This is a genomic window from Micromonospora sp. NPDC047738, from assembly GCF_040642675.1.
Taxonomy (GTDB): domain Bacteria; phylum Actinomycetota; class Actinomycetes; order Mycobacteriales; family Micromonosporaceae; genus Micromonospora.
Genome location: NZ_JBEYSO010000051.1, coordinates 1 through 13,624 on the forward strand (window position 1 = coordinate 1; position 13,624 = coordinate 13,624).

General features: G+C 68.0%; 11 protein-coding genes and 1 pseudogene. 8 read left to right on the forward strand and 4 right to left on the reverse strand.

Going from position 1 to position 13,624, the window contains the following annotated elements:
- The first annotated feature begins 107 nt into the window (after positions 1 to 107).
- From ABZ783_RS35600 to ABZ783_RS35610, 3 genes and pseudogenes are all read left to right on the forward strand, one after another.
- Positions 108 to 671, forward strand: a complete 564-nt coding sequence (locus ABZ783_RS35600) for a hypothetical protein (protein WP_357446973.1) — start codon at positions 108 to 110, stop codon at positions 669 to 671.
- Positions 668 to 996: pseudogene (locus ABZ783_RS35605) on the forward strand (hypothetical protein); the annotation flags it as partial. The gene ABZ783_RS35600 and the pseudogene ABZ783_RS35605, both read left to right, overlap by 4 nt.
- Before the next feature lie 839 nt (positions 997 to 1,835).
- The gene (locus ABZ783_RS35610; RefSeq protein ID WP_357446976.1) at positions 1,836 to 2,444 is read left to right on the forward strand and encodes a hypothetical protein; all 609 of its coding nucleotides are present in this window, start codon (positions 1,836 to 1,838) and stop codon (positions 2,442 to 2,444) included.
- Positions 2,445 to 2,626: 182 nt separating this feature from the next.
- Here ABZ783_RS35610 and ABZ783_RS35615 read toward each other — a convergent pair whose 3' ends face one another.
- Positions 2,627 to 5,962, reverse strand: coding sequence for a ThuA domain-containing protein (locus ABZ783_RS35615; RefSeq protein WP_357447056.1), 3,336 nt, complete (start codon positions 5,960 to 5,962; stop codon positions 2,627 to 2,629).
- Positions 5,963 to 6,184: 222 nt separating this feature from the next.
- Here ABZ783_RS35615 and ABZ783_RS35620 point away from each other — a divergent pair, with 222 nt between their 5' ends.
- Positions 6,185 to 6,589 (forward strand): hypothetical protein, encoded by a 405-nt coding sequence (locus ABZ783_RS35620; RefSeq protein WP_357446980.1) that lies wholly within the window; start codon positions 6,185 to 6,187, stop codon positions 6,587 to 6,589.
- Between the two features lie 78 nt (positions 6,590 to 6,667).
- Complete coding sequence (locus ABZ783_RS35625; RefSeq protein ID WP_357446983.1) at positions 6,668 to 8,800, forward strand: MMPL family transporter; 2,133 nt, start codon at positions 6,668 to 6,670, stop codon at positions 8,798 to 8,800.
- Between the two features lie 95 nt (positions 8,801 to 8,895).
- Here the strand turns inward: ABZ783_RS35625 and ABZ783_RS35630 are convergent, their stop codons facing one another.
- The gene (locus tag ABZ783_RS35630) at positions 8,896 to 9,558 is read right to left on the reverse strand and encodes a response regulator transcription factor (protein WP_357446986.1); all 663 of its coding nucleotides are present in this window, start codon (positions 9,556 to 9,558) and stop codon (positions 8,896 to 8,898) included.
- Positions 9,555 to 10,670, reverse strand: a complete 1,116-nt coding sequence (locus tag ABZ783_RS35635) for a histidine kinase (RefSeq protein ID WP_357446988.1) — start codon at positions 10,668 to 10,670, stop codon at positions 9,555 to 9,557. Before ABZ783_RS35635 ends, ABZ783_RS35630 begins: the two co-directional genes overlap by 4 nt.
- Positions 10,671 to 10,887: 217 nt before the next feature.
- Here ABZ783_RS35635 and ABZ783_RS35640 point away from each other — a divergent pair, with 217 nt between their 5' ends.
- The 3 genes from ABZ783_RS35640 to ABZ783_RS35650 all read left to right on the forward strand — a co-directional run bounded on the left by ABZ783_RS35640 (position 10,888) and on the right by ABZ783_RS35650 (position 12,998).
- Positions 10,888 to 11,298: a DUF6223 family protein gene (locus ABZ783_RS35640; RefSeq protein ID WP_357446990.1), complete on the forward strand. Its 411-nt coding sequence runs from the start codon at positions 10,888 to 10,890 to the stop codon at positions 11,296 to 11,298.
- 216 nt (positions 11,299 to 11,514) lie between these two features.
- A complete protein-coding gene (locus tag ABZ783_RS35645; protein WP_357446993.1) occupies positions 11,515 to 12,060 on the forward strand; it encodes a hypothetical protein in 546 nt (181 codons plus the stop codon).
- A 143-nt stretch (positions 12,061 to 12,203) separates the two neighbouring features.
- Entirely contained in the window at positions 12,204 to 12,998 is a 795-nt protein-coding gene (locus ABZ783_RS35650; protein WP_357446996.1) for an SDR family oxidoreductase, read from the forward strand.
- 104 nt (positions 12,999 to 13,102) lie between these two features.
- Here ABZ783_RS35650 and ABZ783_RS35655 read toward each other — a convergent pair whose 3' ends face one another.
- Positions 13,103 to 13,618: an MFS transporter gene (locus ABZ783_RS35655; protein ID WP_357447059.1), complete on the reverse strand. Its 516-nt coding sequence runs from the start codon at positions 13,616 to 13,618 to the stop codon at positions 13,103 to 13,105.
- Positions 13,619 to 13,624 lie beyond the last annotated feature (6 nt).

The following is a 13,624-nucleotide window of genomic DNA, read 5'->3' on the forward strand; positions in this document are numbered from 1 at the left end:
AAGCGTAGAGAACTCCGATGATCAATGGACCCGTGCCTGCTTGCTACCCCGGGGTCCGTCCGCCCAGGCGCCCTACCTATTGCCGGTCGCTCTTACAGACTCGGGAGGTGGCGAAACAGAGCCGCATCAACAACGGCATCGGCTCGGCCGCCGCCCTAATGGAGATCAACAACCTATCTCGCGCTTGGCACGACCGCCTGCTTGAGAATCCGTCGCTCCGCTCGTATTTTTTCGACGGGAAGCCCTCCACACTGCACGACGCCGATCGGCCAGCGGTGTTGACTCTCGCAGAACTGCTCGCCGACGTCCTTGAGTGTGAGCTGCAGGTAGCCGCGCTTCTGCCCGACTTCCACTTCGCCCACTCCTGGTATCAGTGGCCAGCGCATATGCTGGAGCAGAGCCCAGTCCTGGCTGAGGTGGTGGAGCGGCACCCTGAGTGGTGGCCAGCGCTTCGCTCACTCCAGAAGGCGGTCCGTGACCCTAACAACGACCCAGCGACCCACCCGCTAGTTGGGGCACGTATGGCCCGTTCGACGGGTACCTCGCTCCGACTCCTACGGATGCGCCTACCCAGTCCAGGGCGTCGAACCGGCAAAGACGCTCGAACGGCGCGGCAGGTCGACACTGCCTCCTCGGGCCTCTACGCAGCCATCACCGACGCGGATGCTTGACCCCGCCCCACGTCCCTTTCCCTTGTCACCGCGAACGGGCCGGCGGTGAGCACACGCCGCAGCACCACCACGACCCTGCCCACCCCGTCGACCCCTCATCGACCTGGTGGCCGGTGACCCGCCGGTCCCGGTCACCGTATGGCGCACCGCCCGCACCGACGCCGACACCGACCGCGCGAGGGGCGCCCGGCTGGCCTGCCGGCTCGTGGCCGCCCACAGCCGCCCGGCGATGCGATCGTTGACCTCACCACAGACCACGCCCTCACCAGCGCCTGCGCCACGGGCGGACGCCAGCAGCACCCCCGGCTGGTTCACCGACGCCTCCGGGCCTGGTCATAGGCCGGCTCGGAACGACCTGGGCTATGCGCCCTCGGTGACTTCGGTCGCCTGCGCCGACGGCTTGCCGGACGGCCCGTCGACGATGTGTCGGCCCCAGATGCGAGATCGCCGATGACGGGCACAGCCGGCGCGGTGCGACCGGTGGGGTACGACGTGGTCTGTGTCGGCGAGTCGATGGCCCTGCTGACCCCCGATCCACCCCGCCCACTGCGCGCGGGCGGCGCCATGCGGCTGGACGTGGCCGGAGCGGAGTCGAACGTCGCGGCGGCCTCGACTGGTGTCTTCTTCAAGGACCCCGGCCCGCACGCCTGCGGTACCGATAGCCCGTCGCCGTCCAGCACTGGCTCGTTGCGGGGATGTGACTGGCGCGATCATGAACCGTGCAGGCGACGGCCCACCAAGGCGAGGGCGCGGCGGCACCGGTTTCGCAAGGGTCACGTCGAGCCGCGACCACGGGGCTGCACCTGCCGGTGGGCGATCTGCTCTCGGCCCTCTTGACCGAGGCGATCGGCGCCGGGCACGGGCAGCGGGACTGGGCCTCGCCCGCCGAGCGCATCCTCGGAAGAGGCGATTGTGCAGGGGAGCCGGTTGGCGTCAGGCGGGCCGTGCCGGTGCCTCGTGTCCACGGTGGTTCGGCCTCGTCCGTCGTCCGTGTGGTCCAGGTTCCGTTTCCCCCATGCGAGTGATCCGGTCCCCTCCCGAGGGGATGCGTGGGGCTCGGCGTGGCTGGGATCTTGAAACAGCAACGCTCGGCATCGCCCGCTGGCACACGGGGGTGCGTATGGCCATCCGCAACGATCAGCGTTTGGACAAGGAGATTTCCCTATGACCGCTCGCACCGTCCTGAGGAAGCTGCACGGCCGGACGGCGGTGGGCGTGCCCCGCTGGGCCATGCTGGCCGCATACGCTGCCGCCCTGACCACGCTGCCCTCCACCATCTGGCGGATCACGGCCTTCGTCTTCGAGGCTCCGCTCGTGAAGCGCATGGACGCCCCGCCGCTCGGCCACGGTCCGGTGCTGTTCGAAGGGGTCTGGTACATCATCACGCTCAGCCTGGTCAGCGAGGTGCTGGCATTCCTCGCCCTCGGGTTGGTGTGTGAGTGGGGCGAGGTGTGGCCGAGGTGGATCCCGGGCCTGCGCGGTCGCCGGGTACCGACCCTCGCCGCCGTCATTCCCGCCAGCCTCGGTGCGATCGCCCTGCTGATCTTCCCGTACGCGCTGGCGATGATGGCCTCTGGCCGGATGGTCAACGGCAGCCCGGACACGCCGATCACGGAGGGCTGGCAGAGCGTCGCGTTCTGGATCGCCTACCTGCCGCTGGCCGCCTGGGGACCGCTGCTCGGTATCTTGACCGTTCACTACCACCAGCGCCGCCGAGCTGCCCAGTCCGCCGCCGCCGGGTCCCGAGGGGCCGAGGTCGCCCTGGCCGGATGACAGGCCCATCCGAAGAAGGTTCACGGCGTGCTCGATCATCTATCCGAATCACGATGCCCATGATTTGTGGGAGTGGGCTGACGTCGTCCGGACATCGGCGGGTGCTGCTGGCCGCCTGGGCCTGGTGGATCGGGCCTGGACGGCGTGTCCGGGCCCGATCCACCAGGCCATCAAGCCTTAACTCATCCTCCTCCGACCGTGACTGTCGCGATCATGCCGAACCACTGCCCGCTGCTGTAGCCGGCGTGGAGCCTGCAGATGACCGTCCAGGTCCCTTCCCGATCGAAGGTGTACGAGACCGGCGGACCTCCCGGCGGTACGGGCCCGTTGGTGACCTGGAAGATGTCGCCGCCGTTCGGGTCCGGATTGCCGCCGGGTGGCACGAGCCAGACGTCGTGCGGGAATCGCGCATCCGCCTCGTTGAAGTGCCAGGTGATGGTGCCGCCGCGGGCAATCTTGCAGTTGTCGGGACTCCACTGCGTGCCCGTGGCGTTGATGTCGCACGTCGTGGGGAGCGTCCCGCCGCTGTCGCGCACCGTGAAGGTGGTGCTCTGCGGGTTGGAGGCGTTCCCGAGGCGATCGGTGGCTCGGTAGTCGACTGTGTACTTCCCCGTGTCCTTGAACGGTACCGGCGCGTTGTAGGCGGTCCACGCGCCGCCGTTGACGCGGTACTCGACCTTGTCCACGCCGGCACAGCCGACATCGTTGGCGGTGAGGCTCAACGTGGCCGAGTCGATATAGGTGTTCTGCTGGTCGGGATCGGCCTGGCCCTGAATCTGGTGCGAGACCGTCGGTGCATCGGTTTCCTTACACTGGTCGGCCTCGGGCGTGAACTCGATCTTGATCAGCTGCATCTTCATTTCGGGGTTGATCTGGTTGCGGCAACAGCCGAACGTCCAGCGCCCCATGTAGAGTGCGCCGTCGGGCCCGAACCTGGTCGGGATCACGAAGCTGTTGTTCGGCGTGCCGAAGTGGTTGACGGGCAGCCAGTCGTTGACCCGGAGCATCTGGTTGTTGTCCTGCCGCAGGCGGACCTCCTTCCAGAACCCGTTGTCGGTGCCACGGTTAGTGATCAGCCAGGAGCCGTCGTAGTAGGCCGGGAAGGCGCCGGGACCGCGGCTGTCTTTGTATCGGTAGACCGGGCCGGTGACCGGCTGCATCCCCCCTGCGCCCAGGTCGCCGAAGTCCTTCGGATCCTGGCTTCCGGGGTTGCCGGGGTACTTGCGCCAGACCGTCGCTGGTTTCGCGGGACCTGGGATCGCATCGAGGCCTTGGAATGTGGGTTGCGAATTGGTACCGCCCGGCGGCGCCCAGTTCAGGTCGGACGGGAGCTTGTCGAGCGAGCAGTCGTACTGCTGACCGGTCGAGGAGTTGGCCTCGTAGTTCCAGCGCCAGGTGGTGTTGATCTTCGAGTTGTCACCGATGCAGAACGGCCAGCCGTAGAAACCGGGCCCGTCGACCTTGTTCCACTCGCAGACGCCGGCCGGGGCGCGGTCGGGCTGGTCCACCGAGTTGTCGTGGCAGAACTCGCCGACGACGACCGAACCCGGGTGGGCGGGGTCGGTGTGCACCGTGAACGGCTGCCGGAAGCCCATGCCGTAGATCTCCGGTCGGGTGTTCGGGGTTCCCGGCGCGAACATGTTGCCCTTCGGGACCGTATAGGTCTTGCCCAGGCCGGGATCGGGTGCGCGCCCTGGGGTCTGCGGCGGGCCCTCGCGCGGTTTGATGCGCAGGATCTTGCCGCGCAGGTCGGCGGTGTTGGCCGCCGTCTTGCGCGCGTCCCAGCGCTCCGAGGCGCGATGGTCCATCGGCGTGTAGCGGTTGTGGCCGGGCGCGTTCGGGGAAACGTCGTCGCCGACGCCGACGTAGAGGTTGCCTTCGGAGTCGAACACCAGGCTCGCGCCGCCGACATGGCCGGGGCCGTTGTCGGTGGGGCCACCCGGGAAGCCCGAGGGTTTGCCGGAGATCTTCGCCTTGGGCACGCGCAAGATCTGCCGCTCCATGTATGGATGTGCCGGGTCCAGGTGCTTCGGCCCGCCTGGTGCCGGCTCGAAGGCGGTGCCGGTCTTGTTCAGCGTGAAGCGGCTGACCAGGTTGTAGCCGACCGTCTGCTGGTTGCCCGTGGTCGGCCAGTCGCCGGGGTTGCGCGGGGAATAGTAGACGTAGATGTCGTTCTTGTCCGGCTTCGACAGGTCGAAGCCCGGCTGCAGGCTCATTCCCAGCACGCCGTCCTCAGAGTTGCCGTGGTCGGCGCGGGTCGGGATCGTCGCGACCGTGGTCGAGTTGTTCGGTGGGCCCTTCGGGTCGTGCATCTTCACGTAGCCCTCGGACTCGTACCCCTGCTTGGGGCCGATCTCGGTCCAGTAGACCTTGCCGTCCGGCGCCACGTCGAGAGCCATCGGGCCGTTCACATTGTCGACCAGGGTCGTGCGGGTGAAGTTCGACCACACGGTGCCGGAGCAGTCGGTCTTCTTCCCCTCGCCGGCGACCCAGCGCACCCCTCCGACGATCTGCTTGATCAGCGGGTTGTCGCCGCCGTTCTCGGTGTAACGCACGCCGAAGTGGCCCTGCGAGGTCAGCCAGGTCCGCCCATCGTTGTAGGGCCGCGGGGTGCCGGTGCCGTCCTTGACGTTGCCGCCGTCGTAGAGCTTGCACCACGTCGTGGGGTGGTCCTGGCCCATTGAGTAGGTGCCGGTGTTGTAGGTGCGCTCGTCGAAGGTCGCGAGCACGTGGTGGTCGCCCCGGACGTTGCGGGCGAAGTTGTAATGCTCGTCGGCGATCTTGTAGGTGTCGGGCAGGTCTTTGGTGGAGAGGTGGTTGTGGTCGGCAACCTGGACGGTTGCGGCGTTGCCGGTCGCCGACCCGCTCGAGTGGCCGCGCATCGTCGTGCCGACGACGCTGTCCGGCCCGCCGTCCCACCAGTCCCACGCGGACACGCCGGCGCCGGCGTCAGTCATGTTGTGCACGGCCGCGATCCCGCCGCTGTGCTGGGTGAAGCGGATCAACGCGTCGCGCTGGGCATGGTCGAGGAGCGGTCCGGGCCGCCCGCCGCCGGCCCACGACCACGACGCGTTCAGGAACAGGATCGCGTCGTATCGGGCCAGGTTCCCGTCCGTGAAGATCCGAGGGTTCTTGTCCGGGTTGTCGCAGTTGTTCGGGCCGCCGCCGTTGTTGTCGCAGTTCTCCCAGTCGACGTCGTAGCCTGCGGCCGTGAGAGCGGCCTGCACCACTGGGCGCCCGTTGTTGATTCCATCGGTGTGCCGGTACCCGGTCGTGCCGGTGTAGATGAGGATCCTCTTGCCCTCCTCCTGGGCAGGAGCCGCAGGGAGGGCGCTGCTAGCTTGCCTGGTGCTTGTCGATGGGCCAGCAGCCGTCGGGTGGATGCCACTAGGAGCCTGTCGGGTGCTCTTCGCTTGGACAGCGGTCGCCGGGGCGAGCATCTGAGCCCCAAGAGCGACCGCGATCAGGGCGATTCCAGGACGCTTCAGACTCCGCGCAGGGGGCGCGGCGTTCCACATGCCACTCACTTCCTCTCCCAATGCGGCGGCTACCAGCCCCGCGGTCGGAGCGACGTGGTGCGACCGCCTGAAGGTTAAGACGTAGCATGTTCCCCTTTTGGTAGATCGTCAAGAACTTCCGGTTGTGGGCTGCAAAAGCTTGCTCGCTACAAACGTTGCTTTTGTTGATCAGAGACGTTAGTTGTCTTGAACGAGACGGTTCGCTCCACTAGCGTCCCTGCTATGGGTGGGCAGAGGGTTAACAGGCGGCTTCTCAGCGTCGCTGCGGCCACCGTTGCGATCGCCGTCGGAGCACTGCCTCTGGCGGGATGTAGCGACGATTCCGAGGGGGCGACGGGGCCGGAGCGCGACCTGACAGCGCTTCAATGCCCGATGGTGGAGACGGGACAGAACAGCGGCGTCAGCCAGTACCGGCCCGCGAAGAATGCCTTCGATACGGCAGAGCTGCTCGGGATGCAGCTCGCTGAGGCCCGTGAGAAGGCGGCCCGCCACGGCTGCGAGATCGTCGTTGCGCGCGAGGACGACAAGAGCCAGCCCGTGCCGATAGAGGTCGACCCGACGAGGATCTATGTCTACATCGCGCATGGCGCCGTCAGCCACATAGAGGGGGTCGGTGGCGGACTCTAGGGCGGCGACCCGATGCGCACTCTCACCGGGGCTTCCGCAGTCGCCACCGGTCGGCGGTCACGGTGGGTCGTAATCGCGGTGTGGCTTGCGCTCGCGATGCTCGTGGTGCCGCTACACGCCAAGCTCAGCGAACGGGCCGCCGACGAGAGCCAGACATTCCTCGTCCGGGGGTCCGAGTCGGCGGAGGCCAAGCGGATCATCAACGAGCAGTTCCGGCGCGGCAGCGAGACAGCGGCGGTAATCGCCTACTTCCGCGAGGGTGGGATCACAGCGGACGACGGGCAGCGCGCCGACGCCGACGCCCGCGCGCTGTGCCGGTCCGGCGCCATCCCGAAGTTGACGATGGTCGCCACCCCGTACCAGCGCGCATGCGGCAAGACCGATCCGCTCGACATGAGCCCGGGCGGCTCGCTACTCACCTCACCCGACAACAGCGTCATCTTGAGCACAGTCCTGATGACCGACGGCTCGACGCCCGCCAGCGAGCAGGCCGTCGCGGCAATCCGCGAGGTCGTCCCGCCGGCCGCCGGCGACGAGAGCGGATTGCGGGCCTTCGTCACCGGCCGCGCCGGCTTTGAGGCCGACCGAAGTGCTGCGCTCAAAGGAATCAACGGGACCCTCTTGGCGGTCACCGTCGTCATCCTGCTGCTCCTGCTGCTCGCGACCTACCGCTCGCCGCTGATTGCTCTGGTACCGCTGGCCGTCGTCGCCGTCGCCTATCTTCTCGCCGCCGGCCTTGCCTACGCTCTCGTCGCCGCCGGCCTCACCGAGGTTAGCGGCCAGACGACCGCGATCCTGATCGTGCTGATGTTCGGTGCCGGCACCGACTACTGTCTGCTGATCGTGGCGCGGTTTCGCGACGAACTGCGACGGGCGCGGGACGTTGAGGAGGCGATGGTCGCCGCCGCCCAGCGCACCGGCCCGGCGATTCTCTCCGCCGGAGCGATCGTCGTCGGCGCGATGCTGGTCCTCGCCCTCGCCGACTTCAACGCCACGCGCGAGATGGGCCCGATCCTCGCCCTCGGCGTCGCGATCATGGTCGGTGCCGGTCTGACGCTCCTGCCCGCGCTGCTCACCGCCCTCGGACGACGGGCATTCTGGCCCGCGATTCCCCGCCACGAGCCCGAGGCCGCACCCGCAGTCACGTTTTGGGGGCGCGTCGCGAGCCTTGTTCACGCACGCCCCGCAGTGATCGCCGCGGCGGTCACCGCTCTCCTCGCCGCGGGCGCGCTGGCCACCATCGGCGGGCGTCCGGCGCTCGACTTCGCCGCGTCCTTCCGCGAGGCGCCGGACTCGGTCCGCGGTCAACAGGTGATCCGCAACCACTTCATACCCGGCCGGGCGGCGCCGCTTCGCATCGTCGTAGCCGACGAGGCAAGCGGGAAGGTCCAGAGCGCTCTCACCGAAGGCACACACTCACCCATCGCCGACATGCACGCGGTGGCCAGGTCGGTCGGGGCGGACAGCGGCTTCCTGGGTGCGGCGGCGCAAGGCCAGCGAAGGCCCGCGACAAACCTGGTCATCTTCGACGCAGACCTGCGGATGGATCCGTTCTCAGAGCGGGCCACCGACGCCGTCCCAGTGCTGCGCGAGATCGCTGACCGCGCGGCCGACGGTCGGACCGTCCTGATCGGCGGGACCGTGGCCGAGAACTACGATGCCCGCCAGGCACTCAGGCGTGACACCAGGCTGATCGTCCCGGTCGGCCTTGCCCTGATCCTCCTTGTCCTCACTCTGCTCCTGCGCGCGGTGGTGATGCCGCTCTACGTGATCGCGACCGTGATCCTCTCCTTCGGCTTCGCCCTCGGCGTCAGTTCCCTTATCTTCACCCACATCCTCGGCCAGCCGGCCTCAGACCCAAACCTGCCGTTGTACACGTTCATCTTCATCGTCGCCCTGGGCGTCGACTACAACGTGTTTCTCCTCAGCCGGATCAGCGAACAGCGTCGGCAGCACGAGACCCGCCGCGCGGTGACGGAGGCCCTTGAGCGAACCGGCGGCGTGATCACCTCCGCTGGCCTCGTGCTGGCCGCCACCTTCGCGACCTTGATGGCGGTTCCGATGGAGGCGCTGTTTCAGATCGGCTTCGTGATCACCCTGGGCCTGCTCGCCGACACGTTCCTCGTCCGGGCCCTGCTCGTCCCCGCTCTCGCGGTGCTGCTCGGCGAGCGAAACTGGTGGCCATCCAAGCAGACCGCTACCCCGGGCTGACGTCGCCGGCCGCTGTTTCCCGGTCTTCATCTCGCTCCACGCGTTCCCCAATGCGGTCGCGAAGGGGACGTTCAGGTGGTCCTCACGCGTGGGTGTCAGGAGTTGCGCGGGGTTACGAGGCCGGATTCGTAGGCGAGGACTACGAGCTGTGCGCGGTCGCGGGCGTGGAGCTTGGTCATGGCTCGGTTGATGTGGGTTTTCGCGGTCGTCGGGCTGATCACCATGAGATCGGCGATCTGGTCGTTGGACAGGCCCTGCGCGACCAGCGCTACGGCCTCGCGTTCGCGGTTGGTCAGTTCTTTCAGCCCCGTGTTGGTGCTGGTGTGGAGCGGCTGGGTGACGTACCGGTTGATCAGCTTGCGGGTGATCGACGGTGCGAGCAGGGCGTCGCCGCGGGCGGCGACGCGTACGGCGTGGAGGAAGTCTTCCGGCACGATGTCTTTGACGAGGAATCCGGCGGCGCCGGCGCGCAGCGCGTTGAAGACGTACTCGTCCAAGCCGTAGTTGGTCAAAATGACGACGTGCACCCGGGCCAGGGTTGGGTCCGCAGCGATGCGCCGGGTCGCCTCGATGCCGTCGATGACGGGCATCTGGACGTCGATGAGCGCGATGTCGGGCAGGTGTTCCTTTGCCAGCGCCAGGCCCTCGCTGCCGTCGGCGGCCTCGGCCACCACCTCGATGTCGTCCTCGACGTCGAGGAGCGCGCGGAATCCGCTGCGGATAAGCGGCTGGTCGTCGACCAACAGGACACGGATCATGACGTTTGGTCCACGGGAAGTTCGGCTTGGACGGTGAAGCCACCGCCGCTGCGCGGTTCCGCGCGGAGGTGACCTCCGAGGGCACTGACTCGTTCGCGCATCCCGAGCAGCCCGACGCCGGGCACCGGCGCGGTGTCCGGCGTGGCCCTGCCGTCGTCATCGACACGGATCGCGAGGGCGTCGGGCCGGTAGTCGATCCGAACCGACGCCGTAGCGGCGGCGGCGTGACGGGCGATGTTCGTGAGCGACTCCTGAACGATCCGGTAGGCGGTCCGGTCCACCGCGGCCGGCACATCGTTTCGGTTTCCCTCGATCGTCAGCGTCGCGTCCAGACCGGTCGCCCGGGCTCGTTGCACCAGGTCCGGCAGATCGTCGAGCCCATGCGGCGGGTTTTTGTCGTCGTCGCGCAGCGCCTCCAGGGTCGCTCGCAACTCCCGGGCCGCCTCACGACCGGCCTCCCGGATCGCCAGCAGGGCCTCCGGCACCTGTTCACCCCGCTTGCGGGCCAGATGGACGGCGACTTCGGCCTGCACCTTGATGACGGAGATCTGGTGGGTGAGCGAATCATGCAGCTCCCGTGCGATGTGCAGCCGCTCCTCGTTGGCGCGGCGCCGAGCGGTCTCCTCGCGGGTGCGCTCGGCCCCATCCGCCCGGCGCTCGGCCTGTCGCACTGCTTCACCCGCCGCACCGGCGGCGATCAGCCAGGCCAGCTCGAGGACACCGCGGGCCTGCGCGAACGCCTCGCCCGTGTCATGCAGGCCCGAGGCCATGGCTGCGAGGAGGAGAGCGAGCAGCATGATCACGCTCGCCGCCACCGTGACGGTGCGGTGTCCGGCCCGCACGGCGGCGTACACCGCGAACAGGAACGCGACGGCAGGCACGTCAAAACCAACCGCCTGGTAACCCACCGCGAACAGCCCGGTGACGGCCAGGACGGGAACCGGAGCGCGGCGGCGTGCGGCCAGCGCCAGACCGCCGGCCGCCAACAGCGCGTAGCCGAGCCGGTCGAGGTTGGTGGCGGAGTGCTGCCCGGATAGCCCGGTGACTACCAGGATCGCCGCCACGCTGACGGCGATCGTCCAGTCTCTGACACCGATCCGTCGCCTGCTCATGCGCGCACCCTAACCGCAAGTCCGCCCGGGCGACTCGTGCGCGCGGATGATCGGGCGCCTACCGCAAACGCGGTAGCTTACCGGCTTTCTACGGCATCCGCGGCAGCCGGATGCACCGCTTGCGGCAGCGTAAAGTGCCCGCGCCAGCAGGACGACAGGCGGTGGGTCCGGCGGACAGGATCAGACGACAACGTCCTAAGAGGAAAAGGAGCAGCTCATGTCTGTCCGTCACCTGCTCGCCGCAGCCGCAGCCGCCCTGCTCGGAGTTTTCGTGCTTGCCACACCAGCGGCCGCGCACGTCTTGGCCCAGCCCACCACCGTTTACGGCTGGACCCCCGAACGAATCTGGGGCAGCGCGGCCGCGCTACTGGCGCTGGCTGGCGTGGTCATCGGCGGGCTGGCTCTGGCCCGCCCCGCCAGTCGAATCGGCAACGGAGGTAAGGGCGCCATCGTGGCGCTGGTGGCGGGGCTGGTCGCCGTGGTCAACGGCGGGCTGGTGGTGATCACCGCCGACGGTGGTCTCGGCACCGGTAACGGGATCGCCGGTGGCTACTTGGCCCTCATGGTTGGGCTGATCGCCACGGTCCTCGGCTGGCTGGCCCTGGCCCGCTCCCGCCGCACCGTCTGACCGCAGCGAACACGAGCGCTCGCTTGGGTCCACCTGAAGACCGCCCCACCAAGTTCCAGCGTGCCGTACGCGCCCGTCCCAGCCTCATGCTCGGGTAGCTGCCCTCAGCCGCGGACTTACCGGCGATCACCCATTCAGCACGCATTCAGTCACGCAGCACTACACGGTACTTGGTAGCAGCTTCCTTCACTGCAGCCCAACTCAGGAAGGCGAACGATGCGACACACCATCTCGATCTGGCGAACACTCGCTGCTGGTCTCGCCGGCGGCATCGCGTTCGTGCTAGGCACGTTCGTCACATTCCGCCTGCTCGGCGGTTCACGCCCAGGCGCGGAAGGGTTGTTGTTCGACCCCGACACCCAGCATCCCAAGGTCATCACCGTGTGGAAGGAACTGGAGCCACTTCCACGGGTTCTGGAGAATCCGCTGGTCATCCTCGGCGGGATGCTCGCGTTCGGGATTGGCTACGCCGTCGTCTACCGGTCCATCGCTCCTGCTTGGACGACGGGCCTGCACAGCAGGGCATGGCGGCTCGGCCTCATCGTGTGGCTGGGCACCGTGTTCGCCGAGTTCATGGGCCCATTCAACGTGCTGCACCAGCCCCTGAACCTCAGCGTCCTGGCCTGGGCGATGTGGGCAGTATGCGCCTTCGCCGAGGCGTACGTGCTGGTATTCGTATTGGATCGGGGCCTGTCCAAGGGCCGTGAACAAGGCGAACGCGGCTCCGCGCATCGCTCCACCGCGGCCGAACCCGATGCCTGACGCCAACCGGTGGAGACGCTTGCCCACCCGGCACCGGTGTCGGCGCTGCGCTCCTGGGTTCAGATGTACCGGCCGATCGGCTTTCACGCCGTACTGGGCTTCCTGGAGAAACCGGCCAGCCGTTTCCAAGGTAAGGAGGGGCTATGACACGTCCAGACAGGGTGCTCATCACTGGTGGCACCGGCGTGCTGGGTCGCGAGCTGGTACATCGGCTACAGGATCGAACCGAGGTGCGGGTGTTGAGCCGTCGCCCATCTCAGGGACCTGGGTTCGTCCAGGGTGATCTCGAGACCGGCGATGGCCTGGCCGCAGCGGTCGAGGATGTGGATGTGATCGCCCACTGCGCGAGTGCGGCCGACTACCGGCGACCGCAACGGGACGTGACCCAGCTCCGGCAGCTGCTCAATGCGACAAGTGGAGCACGGCCGCACCTGGTGTACGTCTCGATCGTCGGAGTGGACCGGGTTCGATTCGGGTTCTTCCAGGCCAAGCTAGATAACGAGCGGCTCGTCGAAGACTCCGGGCTGCCATGGACGATCCTGCGGGCCACAGAGTTCCATGATCTGATGCTGATGTACTTGACGCGACTTTCCAAAGGTCCGGCCGCCGTGGTGCCGCGGAAGTCACTGTTGCAGCCAGTCGACGTGGGCGATGTCGCCGATCGAATGGCCGAACTCGTCATGGGGCCTGCGGCAGGCCGCGTTCGCGAACTCGGCGGGCCGAAGGTCGAGTCGATGGCGGACCTGATGCGCGCCTATCTCGCCGCTGCACAACGCCGCCGCCCAGTCATCAAGATCCCCCTCTGGGGCAGGCTGGGCGCGGGGTTCGGCGTGGGTGGCCACCTGCTCACCAATGGTGACCGCGGCACGGTCACCTTCGCCGACTACCTACACGCGCGTAGTGATGCTGACGGCCTCCTCGACCATCCCTATCCCTGAATGCGGTGTGCCCGAGCAGCGCCGTGACCGTCGTGATTCAGGTCCGTGGCCGCGACAGCGCCCCGGATTGTCCGCGGGCCGGAAGTAGTCGTCAACAACCCGAGTTACACCGTTCGTTTGACGGGCCCAAGGGTGTGGGCGAGGCGGCGGTGGAGGACTGGCAGCAGCCGCATCAGGATCAGCGCGCCCAGCACGCCCGTCAGCGCCGACGACCACCACAGCGCGGCCGGGCCGACCGAGGCGAACAGGGCCGTCGTCAGGGCCGGTCCGGCCAACCTGGCCAGCGATCCGGCCCACATCATCGCGCCCTGGTAGCGCCCCTGCGCGTGGGCCGGGGCGAGGTCGGCGGCGATGCCGCCGGCCACCTCGCCGGCGGACCAGATCACCGCGCTCAGCGCGTACCCGACCGGGGTGTGCACGAGGCCGGTGGTCGCGATGCCGATTCCGACGACGGCCCAGGCCCCTGCGAGCACGTGCAAACGACCGAACCGGGTCAGGTGCGGATAGAGGACCGGCTGCAGCACCACGACGAGGACCGCGTTGACGACGGCGACCGCACCGAACACGGTCGGGCTGAGGTCGTCGAGGCGGATCGAGAGCGGGATGGCGTACTCGGTCAGGCTGTA